Source organism: Dickeya aquatica (assembly GCF_900095885.1).
In the GTDB taxonomy this organism is placed as follows: Bacteria; Pseudomonadota; Gammaproteobacteria; order Enterobacterales; family Enterobacteriaceae; genus Dickeya; species Dickeya aquatica.
This window is the reverse complement of record NZ_LT615367.1, coordinates 4,273,675-4,297,650: the sequence shown is the minus strand read 5'-3', so window position 1 is coordinate 4,297,650 and position 23,976 is coordinate 4,273,675. Positions and strand designations below refer to the sequence as shown.

The following is a 23,976-nucleotide window of genomic DNA, read 5'->3' as shown; positions in this document are numbered from 1 at the left end:
TCAATTGTCGGTGGGGTCGATATCCAGCACCCATTTTACTTTGCGTGCCTGCGGCAGGGTATCAATCAGCGCAAGCGTCGTGCGGAGCAGCCGTTGCAGTGTGGTGCGTGATGGATGTTGCAATAGCAGTTGCCAGCGAAAGCGCCCGGCCCTTTTGGCTTGCAGCGCCGGTGTTGGCCCCATTAGCCACAGTGACTCATCACGCAGCGGGCTGGCATCGAGCAAATTACGTAACTGCTGCAAAAACAGGCTGGCTTGCTGGTTGTCGTGGTCATCGGCCCGGAACAAGGCATGGCTGGTAAACGGCGGCAGGAAAACACTCTGGCGCTCTTTTAACGTCTGGCTGGCGAATGCGTCATAACCCTGGTGTAGCAGGGTCTGGAGCAACGGGTGCTCAGGGTGGTGGGTTTGTAAGACCACTTCTCCGGCCTTGCCCGCCCGCCCCGCCCGCCCGGAAACCTGAGTGTATAGCTGGGCGAAACGCTCGGTAGCGCGAAAGTCGGCGCAAAAGAGTGAGCTGTCCACATCCAGCAGCGCCACGAGTGTCACATCGGGAAAGTGGTGGCCTTTGGCCAGCATTTGCGTACCAATCAGGATGCGTGCGCCTCCCTGACGGACCTGTGCCAGTTGTTGTTCCAGTGCCCCTTTGCGGCTGGTGGTATCACGATCGATACGGGTGATGGGGGTGTCTGGAAAGAGCGCAGGCAGAGCCTGTTCCAGCTGTTCAGTACCAAGCCCGACCGGCACCAGATGGGTTGAACCACACTGTGGGCATTGCTGGGGAATCGGGCGCTGGCTGTCACAATGATGGCAGCGCATCATCTTTTGATGCTGATGTAATGTGTAGTAGCTGTCGCAACGCTGGCATTCGGCTATCCAGCCGCATTCATGGCACAGTACCACCGGTGCGAAGCCGCGACGATTGAGGAACAGAATCACCTGGTTGTTGTCTGCCAGATGATGGCGGATGCGTTCGATCAGCGGCTGCGATAAACCGCAGTTCAGCGGTAATCCTTTCAAATCCAGCAAATGCTGTTGCGCCAGCCGGGCATTGCCGGCGCGTTTGCTCAGTCGTAACTGACGGTATTTCCCAACCTGCACGTTGTAGAGGGTTTCCAGTGCCGGTGTGGCTGAACCCATCACCACAGGAATGTTTTCCTGACGGGCGCGAAACACCGCCAGATCGCGGGCGTGGTAACGCCAGCCTTCCTGCTGCTTGTAAGAGTTGTCATGCTCTTCATCAATCACGATAAGCCCCAAACGGGCAAAGGGCGTAAACAGCGCAGAGCGGGTGCCTATCACAATCGCCGATTCCCCCTCGCGGGCACGCAGCCATACCGAGAGCCTTTCGCTGTCGTTCAGCCCTGAGTGCAGTGCTTCTACCGGCGCGTTGAAGCGGTCGCGAAAGCGGGCGATGGTTTGTGGCGTGAGGCCAATTTCCGGCACCAGCACCAGCGCCTGTTTCCCCTGTGCCAGAATGTTCTCTAACACGCTGAGGTAGACTTCGGTTTTGCCCGAGCCGGTAATGCCAGCCAGTAGCCAGGCGGCGAAGCGATCATCTTCGCTGCGAATGGCTCCAACCGCAGTGGCTTGCTCGGTATTGAGCCGCAATCGCTCTGTTGCCAGACTAAACGCGCCATGCCAATCCTGCCGGGGCTGCACCTGCGCACGCAAATCGCATAACCCTTTGGTGCGCAGGGCCTGAAGGGGCGCTTCGGTAAGGCCGCTCTGGGCGATTTGGTGACGGTAGAGCGGCCCCTGCAATAGCGCAGCCAGCGCCTGTTGCTGCTTGGGGGCTCGTTTTAACGTCATCAGCGGGGTGGCGCGGCCTTGTTCGGTGGCAAACCATTGCCAGAGTGGTGCGGAGTGCGCCGGTTTTCCCTGACGTAGCAACACCGGTAAAGCGTGAAACAGCACTTCACCCAGAGGGTAGTGATAATACTGCGCCGCCCATTGCAACATCTGCCACAGGCTGTCAGGGAACAGGGGAACTTCATCAAGCACACCGTGGATAGCTTTGAGCTGATCGGCAGGGAATTCACTGTGATGACTCAGCGCGGTAATGATACCCGTCATTTTTCGGTGGCCAAAAGGCACGCTGACCCGCATTCCCGGTGCCGGTTTGGCGAAACTGGCAGGAAGCTGGTAATCGAAGGTGCGCGCCAGTGGCACTGGCAGGGCAACCTGAACGATGGACAGAGTCTGGGTGTTCAAAGGCGTCATCCGGGGTTGGCTATCGTGTCGTGTGGTGAGGCTATTTTTGTGGTCATGATGATTCTGCGCATCACGCGACCGGTTTTCTCACCGTACAATCGTTGCCACGGTACTGTGCAGTGACGACTTGTGCAATCGTTGTCATCCGTTACGTTGCGTTGAGCCTGGCAGATTGCATCGGGTGGTTAATTTCTGTATGATCCGCCGCCTTCACACCTTGTGTTGCAGAAAGGCATGTACCAGTGCGCATGTTTTGCTGTCAGGGCGTGAACATTCACTATATAGACAACTTCGTGTGGTGTCTGGCGGAACAGGGCTGGATAGCGACACGGCCTTAACAGAGGTTTCCCATGAAAAAAGGTATTCACCCGAATTACGTTGAAATTACCGCGACTTGTTCTTGCGGTAACATCATCAAAACCCGTTCCACCGCTGCTCATGACCTGAACCTGGACGTGTGTGGTGCTTGCCACCCGTTCTTTACTGGCAAACAGCGCGTTGTTGATACCGGCGGTCGTGTTGAGCGTTTCAACAAACGCTTCAGCGTCCCGGGCAGCAAGAAGTAATTATCGCGGTGGCGAGGCGGGCGTCTTTTATGGCGAGCCTGCCAAAGCGGTTCGAATGCGAACCGTTCCACCAAAACAAAGGCACCCGCGGGTGCCTTTGTCGTTTCTGCCGTTTGTCGTTTTCGTTTGTGTCTTGTGTGGTGTCAGCCTGCGCGGTGTGATGACAACACATGGTTATCACGGTGTATCGCAGGCCTGACGCTCACATCAGTATTCCCAGGTATCCGGGTCAATACCCATTTCGCGCATAATCACCTTCGCCGCTTCCGGAATTTCATCACTGCGCTCTTTACGCAGATCATCGTCATTCGGTAAGGGTTGGCCGGTAAAAGCATGTAAAAACGCTTCGCACAGCAACTCACTATTGGTCGCGTGACGCAGGTTATTGACCTGGCGGCGGGTGCGCTCGTCTGTCAGTATCTTTAACACCTTTAAAGGGATAGATACGGTGATTTTCTTAACCTGTTCACTTTTCTTGCCGTGTTCAGCGTATGGGCTTACGTATTCGCCATTCCACTCAGCCATGGGATACCTTAAATATTGATCGTGATGAAAACAGTCACTGGCATAAAACACCATAATTCTAACGATTATTATAGGGATGCTCAATCTATACGCAAAGAAGTTTAGAAGTCCAGATGTATTGACGTCTATATTATCCGGGTTTACTCTACCCTTCTTCACATCCGCTCCAGTCAGGAAAAGCACCGATGACGCGTAAACAGGCTACGATTGCAGTCCGCAGTGGGTTAAACAATGACGAACAGTATGGCTGCGTTGTTCCCCCCATCCATCTCTCCAGTACCTATAATTTCACCGGCTTTAATGAACCCAGAGCTCATGACTACTCGCGGCGCGGCAACCCGACGCGCGATGTGGTGCAACGCGCGCTGGCCGAGCTGGAAGGCGGAGCGGGTGCCGTGTTAACCAACACCGGCATGTCGGCAATTCTGCTGGTGTGTACCGTGTTCTTGCGTCCGGGTGATTTGCTGGTGGCTCCCCATGATTGTTATGGTGGCAGCTATCGTCTGTTTGATAGCCTGAGTAAGCGTGGCGCTTTCCGGGTGACGTTTGTTGATCAGGGCAATGAGGCCGAGCTTCGTGCTGCGCTGGCGCAAAAACCGAAGCTGGTGCTGGTGGAAAGCCCGAGTAATCCGCTGCTGCGCGTGGTCGATATTGCGGCTATCTGTCAGGCAGCCCGCGACGTGGGGGCGGTGAGCGTGGTGGATAACACCTTCCTGAGCCCGGCGCTGCAAAACCCGCTAAAGCTGGGGGCCGACCTGGTGGTGCATTCGTGTACCAAATACCTCAATGGACACTCCGATGTAGTTGCCGGCACCGTGATAGCGCGCGATGCTGAGGTGGTGACGGAGCTTGCCTGGTGGGCGAATAATATCGGTGTGACCGGTGCGGCATTCGACAGCTATTTACTGCTGCGTGGTTTACGTACATTGTCACCACGTATGGCGGCAGCGCAGAAAAATGCGCTGCAAATTGTGGAATATTTACGGCATCAACCGTTGGTGAAAGCGTTATATCATCCTTCATTACCGGAAAATGCCGGTCATGAGATTGCCTGTCGGCAGCAGTCCGGTTTCGGTGCGATGCTCAGTTTTGAACTGGACGGTGATGAAAATACCCTGCGCCGTTTTCTGTCGTCTCTGGAGTTGTTTACTCTGGCTGAGTCACTCGGTGGTGTAGAGAGCCTGATTTCTCATGCTGCCACCATGACGCACGCAGGTATGGCTCCGCAAGCACGGGCCGCCGCGGGTATTTCGGAAACGTTATTGCGTATTTCGGTGGGTATTGAAGATGGCGACGATTTGGTTGCCGATCTCGACCGGGCCTTTCAGTCAGCAGTCAAGGGGTAATAATGGGTGCGTTAGGGGGATCTGCGGTCAAAGGACGGCAGTTGCATAAATTTGGCGGCAGCAGCCTGGCTGATGTGAAGTGCTATCAACGTGTTGCCGGTATCATGGCGGACTACAGCCGCCCGGGTGATTTGATGGTGGTGTCTGCCGCAGGCAGTACCACGAATCAGTTAATCAGTTGGTTGACGCTCAGCCAGACGGATCGCCTCTCTGCCCATCAGGTTCAGCAATCGCTGCGCCGCTATCAGAGCGATTTAATCGCCGGGTTGCTGCCTGCCGAGACGGCAGCCGCGCTGACGCAAGCGTTCATCCGTGACCTCGAGCGGCTGGCGGCGTTGCTGGATGGCAACATCACCGATGCGGTATACGCCGAAGTCGTCGGGCATGGCGAAATTTGGTCTGCCCGGCTGATGGCAGCGGTACTGAATCAGAAAAACCTGCCTGCCGCCTGGCTGGATGCCCGGACATTTTTACGCGCCGAGCGCGCTGCACAGCCTCAGGTGGACGAAGGGCTTTCCTGGCCGTTACTGCAACAACTGCTGACGCAACATGCCGGGCAACGGCTGGTGATCACCGGTTTTATCAGCAGCAACGAGGCGGGTGAAACCGTGTTGCTGGGGCGCAACGGTAGTGACTATTCCGCCACGCAGATTGGTGCGCTGGCGGGGGTTGAGCGCGTTACCATCTGGAGTGACGTTGCCGGGGTGTACAGTGCCGACCCGCGTAAAGTAAAAGATGCCTGCCTGCTGCCGTTGCTGCGCCTTGATGAAGCCAGCGAACTGGCACGACTGGCGGCCCCGGTTTTGCATGCCCGCACATTGCAGCCGGTTTCCGGCAGCGATATCGACCTGCAACTGCGTTGTAGTTACCAGCCAGAACAAGGCTCAACCCGTATTGAACGCGTTTTGGCATCCGGTACTGGTGCCAAAATTGTCACCAGTCATGATGATGTGTGCCTGATTGAACTGAATGTCCCGGCCTCTCACGATTTTGCGCGTGCGCAAAAAGAGGTCGAGCAACTGTTGCAAAAAGCCCAGATAAGGCCGCTGGCGCTGGGTGTGCATCAGGATCGCAACCTGCTGCAACTGTGCTACACCTCTGAGGTCGTGCGCAGTGCCTGGCAGGTGCTGGAGCAGGCGGCGCTGCCGGTGTCGCTGCATTTGCGCGAGGGGCTGTCGCTGGTGGCGATGGTGGGGGCGGGCGTGTGCCGTAATCCGCTGCATAGCCACCGTTTTTATCAGCAATTGCATGACCAGCCGATTGAGTTTGTCTGGCAGGCGGAAGATGGCATCAGCCTGGTGGCGGTGTTACGCGTCGGGCCGACGGAGCATCTGATCCGCGGCCTGCACCACTCGCTGTTCCGCGCCGAGAAGCGCATTGGCCTGGTGCTGTTCGGCAAAGGTAACATTGGCTCGCGCTGGCTGGAGCTGTTTGCCCGTGAGCAAAGCCTGATTTCGGCGCGCACCGGTTTTGAGTTTACGCTGGCTGGCGTGGTCGATAGTTCGCGTAGTTTGCTGAATTACGATGGGCTGGATGCCAGCCGGGTGCTGGCGTTTTTTGGCGATGAAGCCCAAACGCGTGACGACGACGAGCTGTTTTTGTGGATGCGCGCCCATCCCTATGATGACCTGGTGGTGCTCGATGTGACCGCCAGCCAGTCGGTCGCCGACCTGTATCTGGATTTTGCCAGTTACGGTTTCCACGTTATCAGCGCCAACAAGCTGGCCGGTGCGTCGGGGGGTGATAATTACCGCCAAATCCGCGATGCTTTCGCCAAAACCGGGCGGCACTGGTTGTATAACGCCACCGTTGGCGCAGGCCTGCCGGTTAACTATACCGTGCGGGATTTACGTGAAAGCGGTGACAGTATTTTGGCCATCAGCGGCATTTTTTCCGGCACGCTGTCATGGCTGTTTTTGCAGTTTGACGGCATGGTGCCCTTTACCGATTTGGTTGATCAGGCCTGGCAGCAAGGGCTGACGGAGCCCGATCCGCGCGTTGACCTCTCCGGGCAGGATGTGATGCGTAAACTGGTGATTCTGGCGCGTGAAGCGGGTTATGAGATTGAGCCTAATCAGGTGCGCGTTGAGTCACTGGTGCCCGCTGGTTGTGCAGATATCTCGGTCGATCAGTTCTTTGAAGAGGGCGAGTCCCTGAATGAACAAATGCTGCAACGGCTGGAAGCCGCCAATGAGCTGGGGCTGGTGCTGCGCTATGTCGCCCGGTTTGATGTGAACGGCAAAGCGCGGGTTGGCGTTGAAGCCGTGCGCCCGGATCATCCGCTGGCCGCCTTGCTGCCCTGCGATAACGTGTTTGCCATCGAAAGCCGCTGGTATCGTGATAATCCGCTGGTCATTCGCGGGCCGGGAGCGGGTCGGGACGTTACCGCCGGGGCGATTCAGTCCGATCTCAACCGTCTCGCGCAGTTACTATAAGCCGCTCCGGTTGTGCGTACACTGCCTGTTAAGCCCGTTGCGACGGGCTTTTTTGTGTCCGAAGAGGGCATGTGGCGCATCCGGTTTTTTTTGTTAATACTGAAAACCGGTACCGCAATGTCTTACCTTGAATTTTATTCATGTTCAATGAGTAAACATCAGCACCTGTCCGCGTGAAAAGCGTTGACTCTTTGTGCGGATTCGGTCATTTTCTATATGGACGTCTAAACGTATAGACGTTTGAAAAAATAACGATAAATATGGCGAATTGAGGTAAGGATATGAGCTTTTTCCACGCAAACCACCAGGAAGCGCTGAACCAGAATCTGGCGGAGTTACAGGGTCGGATCAACGTTTCCTTTGAGTTTTTCCCGCCGCGCACCAGCGAGATGGAAGAAACGCTGTGGAGCTCGATTGACCGCCTCAGTAGCCTGAAACCCAAATTTGTGTCGGTGACATACGGCGCTAACTCAGGAGAGCGTGACCGTACCCACAGCATTATCAAAGGGATTAAGGAGCGTACCGGCCTTGAAGCCGCACCGCATTTGACCTGCGTTGATGCGACCCGCGAGGAGCTAAAAGCCATTGCGCAGGATTACTGGAGCAGTGGGATTCGTCACATTGTCGCGCTGCGGGGTGACTTACCGCCGGGTGGCGGTAAACCGGACATGTATGCTGCCGATCTGGTGTCATTGCTAAAAGAAGTGGGCGATTTTGATATTTCTGTCGCCGCTTACCCTGAAGTTCACCCGGAAGCAAAAAGTGCCCAGGCAGATTTGATTAACCTGAAACGTAAAATCGATGCCGGTGCTAATCGTGCCATCACCCAATTCTTTTTCGACGTGGAAAGCTACCTGCGTTTTCGTGACCGCTGTGTCACCACCGGTATTGATGTGGAAATCGTTCCAGGCATTCTGCCAGTCTCAAACTTCAAACAGTTACAGCGTTTTGCCACCATGACCAATGTGCGGGTGCCGAACTGGATGACGGCGATGTTTGAAGGGCTGGATAATGACCCGGAAACCCGCAAGATGGTAGGCGCATCCATTGCCATGGATATGGTGAAGATTCTTAGCCGTGAAGGGGTGAAAGATTTTCATTTCTACACGCTTAATCGTGCAGAACTGAGCTATGCCATTTGCCATACTCTGGGGGTGCGTCCGGCAATATCCGCCTGATTCTTGCCGCATACGCATAACACAAACGCCCGCCTGGCTATCTCCTGGTGGGCGTCTTTGTTTTTAGTCTTTCGTGTCGGGCGAAAAAAAGGGCGGGCCGAAGCCCGCCAAAGTTTCGTTGGCTTGAAAAACTTATGCGCTCAGGAAGGTTTCGAGCTCTTCGCTGCCGCCGATGTGGCGGCCACCGATGAACACCTGAGGTACGGTGCTGCGCCCGGTGACAGCCCGCAGGCTGACGGTGGTCGCATCTTTCCCCAGCATGATTTCTTCGTACGGTATACCGTGGTCCAAAAGCAGCTGTTTGGCTTTGGCGCAAAACGGGCAGCCCGGCTTGGTAAACAGTGAAACGGATTCCTGTATTTTATAGTGTGGGGCAAGGTACTTCAGCATGGTGTCGGCGTCGGAAACTTCAAACGGATCGCCCGGCTTGTTCGGCTCAACAAACATCTTTTCTACGGTGCCATTGCGAACCAGCATCGAGTAGCGCCAGGAGCGGGGGCCAAAGCCTAAATCCGCTTTTTCAACCAGCATGTCCATGGCTCGGGTGAATTCGCCGTTGCCATCGGGAATAAAGGTAATATTTTCTGCGTTCTGATCAGCCTTCCAGGCATTCATCACAAAGGTGTCGTTAACGGAAACGCACAACACTGCGTCAACGCCAAATTGCTTGAATACCGCAGCCAACTCGTTATAGCGTGGCAAATGGCTGGAAGAACACGTCGGTGTAAAGGCCCCTGGTAAAGAAAAGACGATCACGGTTTTATGGTTAAAAAGCTCGTCGGTCGTGACGTCAACCCATTGATCGCCTTGTCGGGTGTGAAAGGTGACGGATGGAATTTTTTTGCCTTCTTGGCTTATAAACATATTTCAGTCTCTAACTTGTCGAAAAATTCTGTTTGACGAAATCCGTCACTTATCAGGATTCGCTGTATTAACGTTATTATTCACTATCAAAGGTTGATAGGGCTAATCGTTCGTTGCTATTCTATCTATCGCTAGGGGCTATCATGTTTAGGGGAATTAAGGCATGAATATTCGGGATTTAGAGTATCTGGTGGCATTGGCAGAGCACCGCCATTTTCGGCGCGCAGCGGACTCGTGCCACGTCAGCCAGCCCACTCTGAGTGGTCAGATTCGTAAACTGGAAGACGAACTGGGGGTGATGCTGCTGGAACGTACCAGCCGTAAGGTGTTGTTCACGCAAGCCGGATTATTACTGGTTGAGCAGGCCAGAACGGTGTTACGCGAAGTGAAGGTGCTCAAAGAGATGGCCAGCCAGCAAGGTGAAACCATGTCAGGCCCGCTGCATATTGGCCTGATCCCGACCGTTGGCCCTTATTTGCTGCCGCATATTATTCCCATGCTGCATCGCAGTTTCCCGAAACTGGAAATGTATTTGCATGAAGCCCAGACCCATCAGCTGTTAGCCCAGCTTGACAGCGGCAAGCTGGATTGCGCGATTTTAGCCATGGTGAAAGAGACGGAGGCGTTTATTGAAGTCCCGTTGTTCGATGAACCGATGAAACTGGCGATTTATCAGGAACATCCGTGGGCTAACCGCGAACGTGTGGCGATGTCCGATCTGGCGGGGGAAAAATTGCTGATGCTGGAAGATGGCCATTGCCTGCGCGACCAGGCAATGGGCTTTTGTTTTCAGGCCGGTGCCGATGAAGACACCCATTTTCGCGCCACCAGTCTGGAAACCTTGCGCAATATGGTGGCCGCAGGCAGCGGGATAACGCTGTTACCGTCGCTGGCGGTACCGCAAGACAGGATACGTGATGGCGTGTGCTATCTGCCGTGTTATAAACCTGAGCCCAAACGCACCATTGCGCTGGTGTATCGTCCGGGCTCACCGTTACGTGGCCGTTATGAGCAACTGGCCGAGTCTGTTCGTGAACATATGCAGCTCTACATGGAGCAGCAATCAAAACAGCCGGTTTAACCCATTCAGCGCCGCTACCCGATAGGCTTCGGCCATGGTCGGGTAGTTAAACGTGGTATTCACAAAATACTCGAGAGTGTTACCTTCCCCTTTCTGTTCCATAATGGCCTGGCCGATATGGATAATTTCGGCCGCCCGCTCGCCGAAACAGTGGATGCCGAGGATTTGTTTGGTATCACGGTGGAACAGAATTTTCAGGCTGCCGACATTCATGCCGACAATTTGCGCCCGTGCCAGATGCTTGAACTGCGCACGCCCCACTTCGTAGGGCACTTTCATCGCCGTCAGCTCTTGCTCCGTTTTGCCGACAGAGCTTATCTCTGGAATGGTGTAGATACCGGTCGGGATATCCTCAATCAGATGGGCGGTGGCGTTCCCTTCGGTAATCGCCTGGGCAGCAATACGACCTTGATCGTAAGCGGCTGAGGCCAGACTGGGATAACCAATCACATCGCCGACGGCGTAAATGTGCGCCTGCGCGGTTTGATACATGCTGTTGACCTTCAGCAGGCCGCGACTGTCTGTTTCCAGCCCGACATTTTCCAGACCAAGATTTTCGGTGTTACCGGTTCGTCCATTGGCGTACAGCAGGCAATCCGCCTTCATTTTTTTGCCGGATTTCAGGTGCACAATGACGCCGTTATCCACTCCTTCGATTTGGTCGAACTCTTCGTTGTGGCGAATAACCACACCGTTGTTCCAGAAATGGTATGACAGCGCATCCGACATTTCCTGATCCAGAAACGCCAGTAGCCGGTCACGGGTATTAATCAAATCAACTTTGACGTTTAATCCGCGAAAAATCGACGCATATTCACAGCCAATCACTCCTGCACCGTAGATAATGACGTGTTTAGGCTCGTAATCCAGCTCCAGAATAGAGTCGCTGTCGTAGATATGTGGATGACTGAAATCCACGCTGGCCGGGTGATAGGGGCGGGAGCCGCTGGCGATGATGATATGGGCGGCAGTGAGCGTATCGTGGGAGCCGTCCGGGTAGTAAACCGCGAGGGTATGGGCGTCGATAAAGCGGGCTTCGCCGGAGAACAGCTCGCAATGGTTGCGCTCATAAAACCCCTGACGCATACGGGTTTGCTGGCCGATGACGCTATCGGCGTGGCGCAGAATATCGGAAAACGAAGAGCTGATGACGCGGGCGTTATCGCTATAGAGCGGGTTTTGGTTGAATTCAATGATGCGGCTAACGGCATGTCTGAGCGCTTTGGACGGGATGGTGCCCCAATGGGTACAACCACCGCCGACATTGTAGTGCCGTTCTATCACGGCGACTTTTGACCCTTGCTTTGCCAGCCCCATCGCGGCACCTTCGCCACCGGGGCCTGACCCAATCACGATGGCATCGTAATCGTATTGCTGTTGTATCGACATGGTAGTAACCACCTTGTTTTTATACAAATTGCTAACTCGATTGTAACATTGCCCGACGGATAACCCAATCACCCCTCATCTCTGTAGGGGAAAGGCGGATCACATTTTTACTATGGCAAACTTTGCCGCAGTATGTCGCAACTAAAGTTTGTTATAGTGCGTTTCTTCACTTAAGGAGAGCGATGACGTTGGGCAGGATAATGGGTGTCAGAGCACAACAAAAAGAACGGACGCGCCGTTCCCTGATCGAAGCGGCATTCAGCCAGTTAAGCGCTGAACGCAGCTTCGCCAGCCTGAGTTTGCGTGAGGTGGCCCGTGAGGCTGGCATTGCCCCTACTTCGTTTTATCGCCATTTCCGCGATGTGGATGAACTGGGATTGACGATGGTCGATGAAAGCGGCCTGATGTTGCGACAACTGATGCGTCAGGCGCGTCAACGCATTGTCAGAAGCGGCGGCAGCGTGATTCGCACCTCGGTTTCGACGTTTATGGAGTTTATCGGTAACAATCCAAATGCGTTTCGTTTGTTACTGCGTGAGCGTTCTGGCACCTCGGCGGCATTTCGTGCGGCAGTAGCGCGTGAAATTCAGCATTTTATCGCGGAACTGGCCGATTACCTTGAAGTCGAAAATCATATTCCGCGCAGTTTCGCTGACGCTCAGGCCGAGGCGATGGTGACGATTGTCTTTAGCGCGGGTGCGGAAGCGCTGGATGTAGATGCCGAGCAACGCCGGCAACTGGAAGAGCGCCTGGTATTACAACTGCGCATGATCGCCAAAGGCGCTTATTACTGGTATCGCAAAGAGCAGGGTAAAGGCTTCGGCGCTTATCCTGAGGGATAATCAGAGGAGGCATGATGACTGAGCAGAGACATTCAGAAAAAGGCACGCTGGTACTGGCATTGCTGGCGGGGTTGTCGGCGAACGGTTCTTTTATTGCGCTGTTCAGTTCGCCGGTGCCCTTTTCCATTTTTCCGTTAATTGCACTGGTGTTATCGGTTTATTGCCTGCACCAGCGCTACATTCACCACGCCATGCTACAAGGTACGCCCTTGCTGGCGGCAGGCTGTTTTTTGCTTGGCTTGTTACTCTACAGCGCGATTGTGCGCGCGGAATATCCGCAAATCGGCTCTAATTTCGTGCCGTCTATCCTCTGTGTCGCGCTGGCACTGTGGCTGGTGGTGAAGCTGCGGGCGCGCAGGCCCGCAGACGAGAGTGACACACCCTAGACGTATCGTTCCAGTAAGACGCCGCACTCCATATGGTGGGTGTAGGGGAACTGATCAAACAGCGCTAACTGGCTGATACGGTGAGTCTGGCTCAGGGTTGTCAGGTTATCGCATAAGGTTTGTGGGTTGCAGGACACATACAAAATGCGCGGGTAAGCCTGCACCAGTTTCACCGTATCCTCATCAAGGCCGCTGCGCGGTGGGTCAACAAAAATAGTCTCGCAGTGGTAGTCATTCAGGTTGATGCCCTGCAAGCGGTTGAACTGGCGCACCCCGTTCATTGCCTGAGTAAATTCTTCCGCCGCCATACGAATAATCTGCACATTATCAATGTGATTGGCGGCGATATTGTACTGTGCGGCAGCCACCGAAGGTTTGGCGATTTCTGTTGCCAGTACCCGCGCGAAGTTGCGTGCCAGCGCCAGTGAAAAGTTGCCGTTACCGCAATACAGCTCCAGCAAATCGCCCTTTGAACCGGCAGTGGCGCTGAGCGCCCACTCCAGCATCTGAATATTCACCCCGGCATTCGGCTGGGTGAAGCTGTTTTCAACCTGACGATAAATCATCTCCTGGCCAGCAACCGGCAGGCGCTCGTCAACGTAATCACGATCCAGACAAATTTTGGTTTTCGTTGCCCGGCCAATCAGTTGCAGCGCAAAACCCTGTTCGCGTAATTGATCCCGCAGCGTAGCAGCTTGCTGTTGCCATTCATCGTTCAGTGCTTTGTGGTAAAGCAGTGACACCACAATTTCGCCGCTGAGCGTTGAAAGGTAGTCAATCTGGAACAGTTTACGGCGCAACACCGGTTCACCGCGCAATGCCTCAAGCAGGACGGGCATCAGGCGATTAATGAGCTCACTGGCGGCAGGGAACTGATCGACCCGGATCCGTTGCTTGGTGTGCTGATCGAACACGATGTGGTAGAGGTCATCCCCCTCATGCCAGATTCGAAATTCCGCCCGCATCCGGTAGTGACTGACTTGCGAGCGAAATACACTCGGTGCGGGCGCGCCGAAAGGGGCCATCATGGCAACAAGACGACCGGTTTTTTCCTCAAGCTGGGCATCATACTGGTCGATGGGCAGGATATCTGGCGTCATGCGGGTCTCATCCGAAAAGCAGTCAATAAAGGGAATGTGGGCGCTGAAAACATTGGGTTTGCACAATTTGCACAACAGGAATGTTGTCAGTGCGCGATTGTAGGGGATCTGACAATGATGTCCAACCTTGTTGTTCAGTTTGTCTCTCCAATAAATGGAAGTCTAGACATCCACTTTTAGCGATCGTAGCATGAGCGTCCGGTCTTGTTTGCAAGTGAAAAGGGAATCCAGTGTAAATCTGGAGCTGACGCGCAGCGGTAAGGGGAAATAGCAGGCGATAGCCTTGTGCAGACACTGTCCTGATGGATGGGAAGTCATCGTCTTTTTGCCAGCAATGGCAGCCCCCAAGCCCGAAGACCTGCCGGTATACGTCGCAATGTTCATGGTTATCGCGTGCTATCTATCATGAGGGTGCGGCATCCTGCCAATTCAGTTTGGATGCTTCTTTAATTATGCTTAATAAAAAAATAACGCTACTGGCGGCCACTATCGCTGCCTCATTTTCGGGATGGGCGCAGGGTAGCGACAACACACAGTCAACTAACCGTGACGCGATGGTAGTCACCGCTAACCGTTTCCCGCAACCGGTATCCTCCGTGCTGGCACCCACAAACGTGGTGACGCGAGAAGACATTGACCGCTGGCAGGCGAAAAATGTGTTAGAGGTTATAAAACGTCTACCCGGTGTGGATATCGCACAGAATGGTGGTCTTGGCCAAAGTGCTTCTATCTATATTCGTGGTTCAGAAGCCCGTCATACATTAGTTTTGATTGATGGTATTCCGCTGGCGAAACCCGGTATTACTGGTGTTGCGGATTTTAATCAAATACCGATGTCTTTGGTTCAACGAATTGAATTTATCCGAGGTCCTCGTTCTGCCGTTTATGGTGCAGATGCAATTGGTGGCGTTATCAACGTCATTACGCAGTCAGACAAAAAAGGTGGGACGCTGGAAACCGGGATTGGTAGTAATCACTACCAGCAGTACAACGGTAGCTTACGCCAGGCAATTAGTGATAACACAACATTAACATTAGCGGGAGCATATCAAGATACAAAAGGATTCAATGTTCAGCCGACGTCATCAACATACGGCCCGGACAGCGATAGAGACGGCTGGCGTAATAAATCGTTCTGGGGCGGTGTAGATCATCGTTTTAATGAACAATGGTCTGCGTTTATCCGTGGATATGGTTACGGCGCGAACAGCGATTACGATGCTTTATCCACTAACAGCACAAACGAGCAGCAAATTTATAACCACTCTTACAATACGGGTGTACGCTTTATTCAAGGCGATTTCGCCTCACAACTGGTAGCGAGTTATCAAAAATATCGCTTCATCAACTATCTGAATACGGAAGGTCGGTACGACGGTATTAGCTCCCTGGATAATATGGAGCAACACAATCTGCAATGGGGAAATACATACCGAATTGGTCAAGGTATGCTCAGTGCGGGGGTAGATTGGCAGCAGCAAAAATTAATTTCCGAAGGCGTAAATTATAATACGGCTGCCAGGGAGTCTGATGATTATAAAAGAGACAATACCGGTGTTTACCTAACGGCCCAACAACAAATAAGTGCTTTTACGGTCGAGGGTTCCGTACGTGGCGATGACAACGAGCAGTTTGGCCAGCATGGTACTTGGCAAACAGCGGCTGGTTGGGACTTTTTGCCTGATTATAGGCTGACCCTTTCTTATGGAACTGGGTTTCAGGCACCGACTTTAGGGCAAATGTTTGGGCAAAAATACAGTAATATTATGCCTAACAAGGACTTGAAACCTGAAGAATCCAAACAGTGGGAAGCAGGGGTTGAGGGAATAACCGGCTATTTGAATTGGCGCTTGTCTGCGTATCACAATAAAGTGAACAACTTGCTCACCTATTCGTCTGATCCTGTGACATTTAATGGTGTTTACAGCAACGTTAAAGCTGCGACCTTACAAGGGGTGGAATGGACAGGGCAATTTGATACTGGAATCTTTAATCATCAAATTACGCTGGGCTATCTTGATGCCAGACGGGATGAGGATAACGAAGTTATCGCGCGCCGTGCCAAACAGCAGGCTAAATATCAACTTGGCTGGAGGGTTGCTGATGTCGATGTTGATGTAAGTTATCAATATTTTGGTAAACGTTATGATAACAATACCAATGAGTATGCGTCTACACAGCGCCAGTTACCTAGCTATAGTACAGTTGATATCGCCGCTTCATATCCCGTCACCTCTCATCTCACGGTTCGTGGTAGAATAGCCAACCTGTTTGATAAGAATTATGAGACGGCGTATGGCTACCGAACCGCAGGGCGAGAATACTATCTTACCGGAAGCTATAGTTTCTGATTTATCCCCCCGCCCCACCGTGCTGGTATTTGATTCTGGGGTGGGCGGCTTGTCTGTTTATGATGAAGTTCGCAATTTACTGCCGGACTTACATTATATCTACGCGTTTGATAACGAGGCTTTTCCCTACGGGGAAAAGCCTGAACAATTTATTATCGAACGTGTGCTCTCTATTGTTGAGGCGGTAGAAAAGCAGCACCCTTTATCCTTAGTCATTATTGCCTGCAATACCGCCAGCACTATCTCACTGCCCGCACTGCGTGCGCGTTTTGATTTCCCGGTGGTAGGTGTCGTTCCTGCGGTGAAGCCTGCGGCGAAACTGACCCGCAACGGGGTTGTCGGTTTACTCGCTACCCGCGCGACGGTACAGCGCTCTTATACTCATGAACTGATTGCTCGTTTTGCCCATGACTGCCAGATTTTGTTATTGGGCTCGGCAGAATTGGTTGAGTTTGCTGAGGCTAAACTGCAAGGCGAGTCTGTTTCTGAGGAAGCGCTGCGCAGAATTTTGCGTCCGTGGCTGAAATTGCCAGAACCGCCGGATACGGTTGTTCTGGGGTGTACCCATTTTCCGCTGCTAACCGAGGAGCTACAGCATGTATTGCCAGATGGCACTCGTCTGGTCGATTCCGGCTCCGCAATTGCACGCAGAACCGCATGGTTAATTGACCATCTGGAGAATCCTAACTGCTCAACGGAGAAAAACGTGGCCTACTGCTTGTCGATTACACCGAAAGTTGCGACGCTTTGGCCAGTTTTACGCCGTTATGGCTTTAATTCGCTCGAAAAATTGACCTTGCTCACCTCTTCTGCGTGAATATTGAGCGGTCGATATTATTTTTGAAATTTAGGGCTTGTCAGCCTGCAGGAAGTCCCTATAATGCGCCTCCACTGACACGGCAACAGCGGCAACGCAGTGCGGTGTCAGCGAAGAAGAAACGAAAAAAAGCGTTGACTCTTCATGAGGAAAGCGTAGTATACGCCACCTCGCGACAGCAGGCTCAGGCCGGTCGCACTGCTCTTTAACAATTAATCAGACAATCTGTGTGGGCACTCGCAGGACACTTCGCAAAAACTTTTGTGAAAGTCTTGAAGAGTGACAACAGTTAATTCATTACGAAATAACAGTAAATTCTTTGAGCACGTTTTCTTCGGAAAACACAATCAAACTTAAATTGAAGAGTTTGATCATGGCTCAGATTGAACGCTGGCGGCAGGCCTAACACATGCAAGTCGAGCGGTAGCACAAGGGAGCTTGCTCCCTGGGTGACGAGCGGCGGACGGGTGAGTAATGTCTGGGAAACTGCCTGATGGAGGGGGATAACTACTGGAAACGGTAGCTAATACCGCATAACGTCTTCGGACCAAAGAGGGGGACCTTCGGGCCTCTTGCCATCGGATGTGCCCAGATGGGATTAGCTAGTAGGTGGGGTAAAGGCTCACCTAGGCGACGATCCCTAGCTGGTCTGAGAGGATGACCAGCCACACTGGAACTGAGACACGGTCCAGACTCCTACGGGAGGCAGCAGTGGGGAATATTGCACAATGGGCGCAAGCCTGATGCAGCCATGCCGCGTGTGTGAAGAAGGCCTTCGGGTTGTAAAGCACTTTCAGCGGGGAGGAAGGGAACAGGCTTAATACGTCTGTTCATTGACGTTACCCGCAGAAGAAGCACCGGCTAACTCCGTGCCAGCAGCCGCGGTAATACGGAGGGTGCAAGCGTTAATCGGAATGACTGGGCGTAAAGCGCACGCAGGCGGTCTGTTAAGTTGGATGTGAAATCCCCGGGCTTAACCTGGGAACTGCATTCAAAACTGACAGGCTAGAGTCTCGTAGAGGGGGTAGAATTCCAGGTGTAGCGGTGAAATGCGTAGAGATCTGGAGGAATACCGGTGGCGAAGGCGGCCCCCTGGACGAAGACTGACGCTCAGGTGCGAAAGCGTGGGGAGCAAACAGGATTAGATACCCTGGTAGTCCACGCTGTAAACGATGTCGATTTGGAGGTTGTGCCCTTGAGGCGTGGCTTCCGGAGCTAACGCGTTAAATCGACCGCCTGGGGAGTACGGCCGCAAGGTTAAAACTCAAATGAATTGACGGGGGCCCGCACAAGCGGTGGAGCATGTGGTTTAATTCGATGCAACGCGAAGAACCTTACCTACTCTTGACATCCAGCGAACCTTGTAGAGATACGAGGGTGCCTTCGGGAACGCTGAGACAGGTGCTGCATGGCTGTCGTCAGCTCGTGTTGTGAAATGTTGGGTTAAGTCCCGCAACGAGCGCAACCCTTATCCTCTGTTGCCAGCACTTCGGGTGGGAACTCAGGGGAGACTGCCGGTGATAAACCGGAGGAAGGTGGGGATGACGTCAAGTCATCATGGCCCTTACGAGTAGGGCTACACACGTGCTACAATGGCGTATACAAAGAGAAGCGACCTCGCGAGAGCAAGCGGACCTCATAAAGTACGTCGTAGTCCGGATTGGAGTCTGCAACTCGACTCCATGAAGTCGGAATCGCTAGTAATCGTAGATCAGAATGCTACGGTGAATACGTTCCCGGGCCTTGTACACACCGCCCGTCACACCATGGGAGTGGGTTGCAAAAGAAGTAGGTAGCTTAACCTTCGGGAGGGCGCTTACCACTTTGTGATTCATGACTGGGGTGAAGTCGTAACAAGGTAACCGTAGGGGAACCTGCGGTTGGATCACCTCCTTACCGAGTGAAGAGCCTGCGTGGTGTCCACACAGATTGTCTGATGAAGAAGATGAGCAGTAAAACCTTATAGGCTTGTAGCTCAGGTGGTTAGAGCGCACCCCTGATAAGGGTGAGGTCGGTGGTTCAAGTCCACTCAGGCCTACCAGTTTCGCGAGGGTGCGGGAGCACGGCGCGGGGCTGAAAAAGGTTGAACTCACACAATGGGGCTATAGCTCAGCTGGGAGAGCGCCTGCTTTGCACGCAGGAGGTCTGCGGTTCGATCCCGCATAGCTCCACCATTAACGAATGACTTCAGAGTGTACTGGCAACAGTATGCTGCGAAGTATTCTGCTCTTTAACAATCTGGAACAAGCTGAAAAATTGAAACGACAGCATGTGTATGAGAATGCATGTGTTGTTCGAGTCTCTCAAAAACTTGCATCCCGAAACACCTTCGGGTTGTGAGGTTAAGCGACTAAGCGTACACGGTGGATGCCTAGGCAGTCAGAGGCGATGAAGGGCGTGCTAATCTGCGATAAGCGTCGGCAAGGCGATATGAGCCGTTATACCCGACGATACCCGAATGGGGAAACCCAGTGTGTTTCGACACACTATCACACACTGAATTCATAGGTGTGTGAGGCGAACCGGGGGAACTGAAACATCTCAGTACCCCGAGGAAAAGAAATCAACCGAGATTCCCCAGTAGCGGCGAGCGAACGGGGAGGAGCCCAGAACCATCATCGGCGTGTGTGTCAGTGGAAGCGTCTGGAAAGGCGCACGGTACAGGGTGACAGTCCCGTACACGAAGATGCACAGGCCGTGAGTTCGACGAGTAGGGCGGGACACGTGGTATCCTGTCTGAACATGGGGGGACCATCCTCCAAGGCTAAATACTCCTGACTGACCGATAGTGAACCAGTACCGTGAGGGAAAGGCGAAAAGAACCCCGGCGAGGGGAGTGAAATAGAACCTGAAACCGTGTACGTACAAGCAGTGGGAGCCTTGATTTATCAGGGTGACTGCGTACCTTTTGTATAATGGGTCAGCGACTTATATTCTGTAGCAAGGTTAACCGAATAGGGGAGCCGCAGGGAAACCGAGTCTTAACTGGGCGTTAAGTTGCAGGGTATAGACCCGAAACCCGGTGATCTAGCCATGGGCAGGTTGAAGGTTGGGTAACACTAACTGGAGGACCGAACCGACTAATGTTGAAAAATTAGCGGATGACTTGTGGCTGGGGGTGAAAGGCCAATCAAACCGGGAGATAGCTGGTTCTCCCCGAAAGCTATTTAGGTAGCGCCTCGTGAATTCATCTTCGGGGTAGAGCACTGTTTCGGCTAGGGGGCCATCCCGGCTTACCAACCCGATGCAAACTGCGAATACCGAAGAATGTTATCACGGGAGACACACGGCGGGTGCTAACGTCCGTCGTGAAGAGGGAAACAACCCAGACCGCCAGCTAAGGTCCCAAAGTCATGGTTAAGTGGGAAACGATGTGGGAAGGCCCAGACAGCCAGGATGTTGGCTTAGAAGCAGCCATCATTTAAAGAAAGCGTAATAGCTCACTGGTCGAGTCGGCCTGCGCGGAAGATGTAACGGGGCTAAAACCATGCACCGAAGCTGCGGCAGCGACACTATGTGTTGTTGGGTAGGGGAGCGTTCTGTAAGCCTGTGAAGGTGGCCTGTGAGGGCTGCTGGAGGTATCAGAAGTGCGAATGCTGACATAAGTAACGATAATGCGGGTGAAAAACCCGCACGCCGGAAGACCAAGGGTTCCTGTCCAACGTTAATCGGGGCAGGGTGAGTCGACCCCTAAGGCGAGGCTGAAAAGCGTAGTCGATGGGAAACAGGTTAATATTCCTGTACTTGGTGTTACTGCGAAGGGGGACGGAGAAGGCTATGTCATCCGGGCGACGGTTGTCCCGGTTTAAGCGTGAAGGTGGGTGGACCAGGCAAATCCGGTCTGCTGTCAACACTGAGGCGTGATGACGAGGCACTACGGTGCTGAAGTGACAGATGCCCTGCTTCCAGGAAAAGCCTCTAAGCATCAGGTAACATTAAATCGTACCCCAAACCGACACAGGTGGTCAGGTAGAGAATACTCAGGCGCTTGAGAGAACTCGGGTGAAGGAACTAGGCAAAATGGTGCCGTAACTTCGGGAGAAGGCACGCTCCTGTGGGTGAAGTCCCTCGCGGACGGAGCTGACGGGAGTCGCAGATACCAGCTGGCTGCAACTGTTTAATAAAAACACAGCACTGTGCAAACACGAAAGTGGACGTATACGGTGTGACGCCTGCCCGGTGCCGGAAGGTTAATTGATGGGGTCAGCCGCAAGGCGAAGCTCTTGATCGAAGCCCCGGTAAACGGCGGCCGTAACTATAACGGTCCTAAGGTAGCGAAATTCCTTGTCGGGTAAGTTCCGACCTGCACGAATGGCGTAATGATGGCCAGGCTGTCTCCACCCGAGACTCAGTGAAATTGAACTCGCTGTGAAGATGCAGTGTACCCGCGGCAAGACGGAAAGACCCCGTGAACCTTTACTATAGCTTGACACTGAACCTTGAGCCTTGATGTGTAGGATAGGTGGGAGGCTTTGAAGTGTGGACGCCAGTCTGCATGGAGCCAACCTTGAAATACCACCCTTTAATGTTTGATGTTCTAACGTGGGCCCCTAATCGGGGTTGCGGACAGTGTCTGGTGGGTAGTTTGACTGGGGCGGTCTCCTCCCAAAGAGTAACGGAGGAGCACGAAGGTTAGCTAATCCTGGTCGGACATCAGGAGGTTAGTGCAAAGGCATAAGCTAGCTTGACTGCGAGAGTGACGGCTCGAGCAGGTGCGAAAGCAGGTCTTAGTGATCCGGTGGTTCTGAATGGAAGGGCCATCGCTCAACGGATAAAAGGTACTCCGGGGATAACAGGCTGATACCGCCCAAGAGTTCATATCGACGGCGGTGTTTGGCACCTCGATGTCGGCTCATCACATCCTGGGGCTGAAGTAGGTCCCAAGGGTATGGCTGTTCGCCATTTAAAGTGGTACGCGAGCTGGGTTTAGAACGTCGTGAGACAGTTCGGTCCCTATCTGCCGTGGGCGTTGGAAGATTGAGGGGGGTTGCTCCTAGTACGAGAGGACCGGAGTGAACGCACCACTGGTGTTCGGGTTGTCATGCCAATGGCACTGCCCGGTAGCTACGTGCGGAAGAGATAACCGCTGAAAGCATCTAAGCGGGAAACTTGCCCCGAGATGAGTCTTCCCTGGGAACTTGATTCCCCTGAAGGGACGTTTAAGACGAAGACGTTGATAGGCTGGGTGTGTAAGCGCAGCGATGCGTTGAGCTAACCAGTACTAATGACCCGAGAGGCTTAACCTTACAACACCGAAGGTGTTTTAGAGAGACGGAAAGAAGAGATTCAGCTTGTTCAGAGATTGGTTCGGGTGGTTGTGTGTAAGCGAAAGCGGAGCATGACGGCCGGAATGAAACGAATTTGCCTGGCGGCGACAGCGCGGTGGTCCCACCTGACCCCATGCCGAACTCAGAAGTGAAACGCCGTAGCGCCGATGGTAGTGTGGGGTCTCCCCATGCGAGAGTAGGGAACTGCCAGGCATCAAATTGTGGTGTAAGAAAGCACCGGTTATCAGAATGACCTCTCTGATGACATACAGAATCGGTGGTGCGGTAGTTCAGTCGGTTAGAATACCGGCCTGTCACGCCGGGGGTCGCGGGTTCGAGTCCCGTCCGCACCGCCACCCTATTTAGGGGCGTAGTTCAATTGGTAGAGCACCGGTCTCCAAAACCGGGTGTTGGGAGTTCGAGTCTCTCCGCCCCTGCCAAACATAAACCCTTCACGCTTGCGTGAAGGGTTTATTGTTTTTCTACCCTGTTATTTTCCTTTTTCAGGAAACTGACTGTCATTCCATTCCATTGGTGCTCTGTTATTACTTGAGTACCGGTGAATATCCGTTGTATATCCGTGCATTTTCTTTTATTCATGGTTTCTGCGAATTAATCGAATTTTCTGGCCATTAGATGGCTTTCTGCTGCTTGATACGCGCATTGTCATTGGTGATGCTTCGAAAGCCCTGCGGGCTTTCTGATGGATGGAGTTTGTGATTTACACACTGGTATCGATAGGTGTCTTTAATAATTGCCTGATAAGTTCCTGTTGGTCACTGTTTTCAAGCCATACGGCATAACATGGACGAATAACAGTTTCTGATTTAGGCATCTGATGCAATTCAGGATACTGCTCCAGCCAGTGGCTTGGAAGGAACGCACAGCCACCAAGAGTGAACATCAACTGTCGTGCAAGGTGTGCAGATGATGTCGTTAAAGAGGGTATCTGATCGCCAGCCAGCCAGGCATTTTCGTGCTGATGAAAGTCAGCACCCCACTCAAGCTTGATATAAGGTAATTCATCTGCTGATTCATTAATGGAATAACCTAGTAGCGATAACGAGAAATTTCCCAGTAACTGACAGGAAAGTTCATCCATCTTTGGTGATTCTGTTGTTATTAATAAATCGAGCTGACGCTCGTGGAGCTCCTTAATCAAGGCCTGTCGGGGGGCTATTCGCGCCTCTAATTGTAATAATGGACGTTGTTGATAAAGCTCGTTTAGCCATGGGGTTAAAAAGGCTTCCCATAGTGAGGCGGTAGCGCCGATGGCAAGCTGACTGTGTTGCTGGGAACGTGCAACTTCTTTTTTGGCAATCTGCCATGTACCAATCAGGCTCTCTGCATAGGGTAGTAAGCGCTCACCAGCAGGTGTCAGGCGAATATTATTTCTGTGACGTGTAAACAAGTGTGCCCCGAGTTGATTTTCGAGCTGCCGGATACGAAAGCTTACTGCGGATTGCGTGAGATAGAGAGATTCAGCAGCCCGACCAAAGTGTCGTGTCCGGCTGACTTCCAGAAAGGTTTTCAGTAAGTCGGTGTCCATTCTTTTCTCCAAAAAAATTTATCGTCATGATTTAAATGTTTTGTTTTACAGGAAGTCAAGCCTATC

Annotated in this window: 15 protein-coding genes, 4 tRNA genes, 3 rRNA genes and 1 riboswitch; of the genes, 16 read left to right on the top strand and 6 right to left on the bottom strand. The window is 53.0% G+C overall.

Annotated features, from left to right (window positions below; all coding sequences use genetic code 11):
* Entirely contained in the window at positions 1 to 2,199 is a 2,199-nt protein-coding gene (priA, locus tag DAQ1742_RS19470) for a primosomal protein N' (protein WP_067487413.1), read from the bottom strand.
* A 365-nt stretch (positions 2,200 to 2,564) separates the two neighbouring features.
* Between priA and rpmE the strand changes: the two genes are divergently transcribed.
* Positions 2,565 to 2,780, top strand: coding sequence for a 50S ribosomal protein L31 (gene rpmE, locus DAQ1742_RS19465; protein WP_035339085.1), 216 nt, complete (start codon positions 2,565 to 2,567; stop codon positions 2,778 to 2,780).
* A 207-nt stretch (positions 2,781 to 2,987) separates the two neighbouring features.
* Here the strand turns inward: rpmE and metJ are convergent, their stop codons facing one another.
* Positions 2,988 to 3,305 carry a met regulon transcriptional regulator MetJ gene (gene metJ, locus DAQ1742_RS19460; RefSeq protein WP_035339087.1) on the bottom strand — a complete coding sequence of 106 codons (318 nt, stop codon included), beginning with the start codon at positions 3,303 to 3,305 and terminating at the stop codon, positions 2,988 to 2,990.
* Between the two features lie 185 nt (positions 3,306 to 3,490).
* Between metJ and metB the strand changes: the two genes are divergently transcribed.
* The 3 genes from metB to metF all read left to right on the top strand — a co-directional run bounded on the left by metB (position 3,491) and on the right by metF (position 8,264).
* Positions 3,491 to 4,651: a cystathionine gamma-synthase gene (metB, locus tag DAQ1742_RS19455; RefSeq protein ID WP_035339089.1), complete on the top strand. Its 1,161-nt coding sequence runs from the start codon at positions 3,491 to 3,493 to the stop codon at positions 4,649 to 4,651.
* 2 nt (positions 4,652 to 4,653) lie between these two features.
* Positions 4,654 to 7,086 carry a bifunctional aspartate kinase/homoserine dehydrogenase II gene (locus tag DAQ1742_RS19450; RefSeq protein ID WP_035339091.1) on the top strand — a complete coding sequence of 811 codons (2,433 nt, stop codon included), beginning with the start codon at positions 4,654 to 4,656 and terminating at the stop codon, positions 7,084 to 7,086.
* Between the two features lie 281 nt (positions 7,087 to 7,367).
* The gene (gene metF / locus DAQ1742_RS19445) at positions 7,368 to 8,264 is read left to right on the top strand and encodes a methylenetetrahydrofolate reductase (protein ID WP_035339093.1); all 897 of its coding nucleotides are present in this window, start codon (positions 7,368 to 7,370) and stop codon (positions 8,262 to 8,264) included.
* Positions 8,265 to 8,396: 132 nt separating this feature from the next.
* Here metF and DAQ1742_RS19440 read toward each other — a convergent pair whose 3' ends face one another.
* On the bottom strand, positions 8,397 to 9,128 hold the full coding sequence (locus DAQ1742_RS19440) for a glutathione peroxidase (RefSeq protein ID WP_035339095.1): 732 nt from the start codon (positions 9,126 to 9,128) through the stop codon (positions 8,397 to 8,399).
* 163 nt (positions 9,129 to 9,291) lie between these two features.
* Between DAQ1742_RS19440 and oxyR the strand changes: the two genes are divergently transcribed.
* On the top strand, positions 9,292 to 10,209 hold the full coding sequence (oxyR, locus tag DAQ1742_RS19435; RefSeq protein WP_035339097.1) for a DNA-binding transcriptional regulator OxyR: 918 nt from the start codon (positions 9,292 to 9,294) through the stop codon (positions 10,207 to 10,209).
* On the opposite strand, the gene sthA is transcribed toward oxyR, so the two are convergent.
* Positions 10,192 to 11,592 (bottom strand): Si-specific NAD(P)(+) transhydrogenase, encoded by a 1,401-nt coding sequence (gene sthA / locus DAQ1742_RS19430; RefSeq protein WP_035345625.1) that lies wholly within the window; start codon positions 11,590 to 11,592, stop codon positions 10,192 to 10,194. The two genes, oxyR and sthA, sit on opposite strands and share 18 nt — an antisense overlap.
* A gap of 203 nt (positions 11,593 to 11,795) precedes the next feature.
* Here sthA and fabR point away from each other — a divergent pair, with 203 nt between their 5' ends.
* Positions 11,796 to 12,440 (top strand): HTH-type transcriptional repressor FabR, encoded by a 645-nt coding sequence (fabR, locus tag DAQ1742_RS19425; protein ID WP_180706348.1) that lies wholly within the window; start codon positions 11,796 to 11,798, stop codon positions 12,438 to 12,440.
* Between the two features lie 14 nt (positions 12,441 to 12,454).
* Positions 12,455 to 12,826, top strand: a complete 372-nt coding sequence (locus DAQ1742_RS19420; protein WP_035339101.1) for a YijD family membrane protein — start codon at positions 12,455 to 12,457, stop codon at positions 12,824 to 12,826.
* Here the strand turns inward: DAQ1742_RS19420 and trmA are convergent.
* The gene (gene trmA / locus DAQ1742_RS19415; protein WP_035339103.1) at positions 12,823 to 13,926 is read right to left on the bottom strand and encodes a tRNA (uridine(54)-C5)-methyltransferase TrmA; all 1,104 of its coding nucleotides are present in this window, start codon (positions 13,924 to 13,926) and stop codon (positions 12,823 to 12,825) included. The two genes, DAQ1742_RS19420 and trmA, sit on opposite strands and share 4 nt — an antisense overlap.
* 185 nt (positions 13,927 to 14,111) lie before the next feature.
* A riboswitch (cobalamin riboswitch) is annotated at positions 14,112 to 14,306 on the top strand.
* A 72-nt stretch (positions 14,307 to 14,378) separates the two neighbouring features.
* Here trmA and btuB point away from each other — a divergent pair.
* The 9 genes from btuB (at position 14,379) to DAQ1742_RS19370 (ending at position 22,801) form a co-directional block, all read left to right on the top strand.
* Entirely contained in the window at positions 14,379 to 16,277 is a 1,899-nt protein-coding gene (gene btuB, locus DAQ1742_RS19410; RefSeq protein WP_035339105.1) for a TonB-dependent vitamin B12 receptor BtuB, read from the top strand.
* Complete coding sequence (murI, locus tag DAQ1742_RS19405) at positions 16,222 to 17,094, top strand: glutamate racemase (protein WP_035339107.1); 873 nt, start codon at positions 16,222 to 16,224, stop codon at positions 17,092 to 17,094. Before btuB ends, murI begins: the two co-directional genes overlap by 56 nt.
* A 355-nt stretch (positions 17,095 to 17,449) precedes the next feature.
* Positions 17,450 to 18,990, top strand: a 16S ribosomal RNA gene (locus tag DAQ1742_RS19400).
* A 68-nt stretch (positions 18,991 to 19,058) separates the two neighbouring features.
* A tRNA-Ile gene (locus DAQ1742_RS19395) sits at positions 19,059 to 19,135 on the top strand.
* A gap of 57 nt (positions 19,136 to 19,192) precedes the next feature.
* Positions 19,193 to 19,268, top strand: a tRNA-Ala gene (locus DAQ1742_RS19390).
* Positions 19,269 to 19,434: 166 nt separating this feature from the next.
* Positions 19,435 to 22,340: ribosomal RNA gene (locus DAQ1742_RS19385) — 23S ribosomal RNA — on the top strand.
* A 118-nt stretch (positions 22,341 to 22,458) separates the two neighbouring features.
* Positions 22,459 to 22,574: ribosomal RNA gene (gene rrf / locus DAQ1742_RS19380) — 5S ribosomal RNA — on the top strand.
* Together the 16S, 23S and 5S rRNA genes with 4 tRNA genes alongside form the textbook arrangement of a ribosomal RNA operon.
* Before the next feature lie 66 nt (positions 22,575 to 22,640).
* Positions 22,641 to 22,717 (top strand) — tRNA-Asp (locus DAQ1742_RS19375).
* 8 nt (positions 22,718 to 22,725) lie between these two features.
* Positions 22,726 to 22,801, top strand: a tRNA-Trp gene (locus DAQ1742_RS19370).
* A gap of 281 nt (positions 22,802 to 23,082) precedes the next feature.
* Here the strand turns inward: DAQ1742_RS19370 and hdfR are convergent.
* Positions 23,083 to 23,910: an HTH-type transcriptional regulator HdfR gene (hdfR, locus tag DAQ1742_RS19365; protein WP_035344980.1), complete on the bottom strand. Its 828-nt coding sequence runs from the start codon at positions 23,908 to 23,910 to the stop codon at positions 23,083 to 23,085.
* Positions 23,911 to 23,976: the final 66 nt, after the last annotated feature.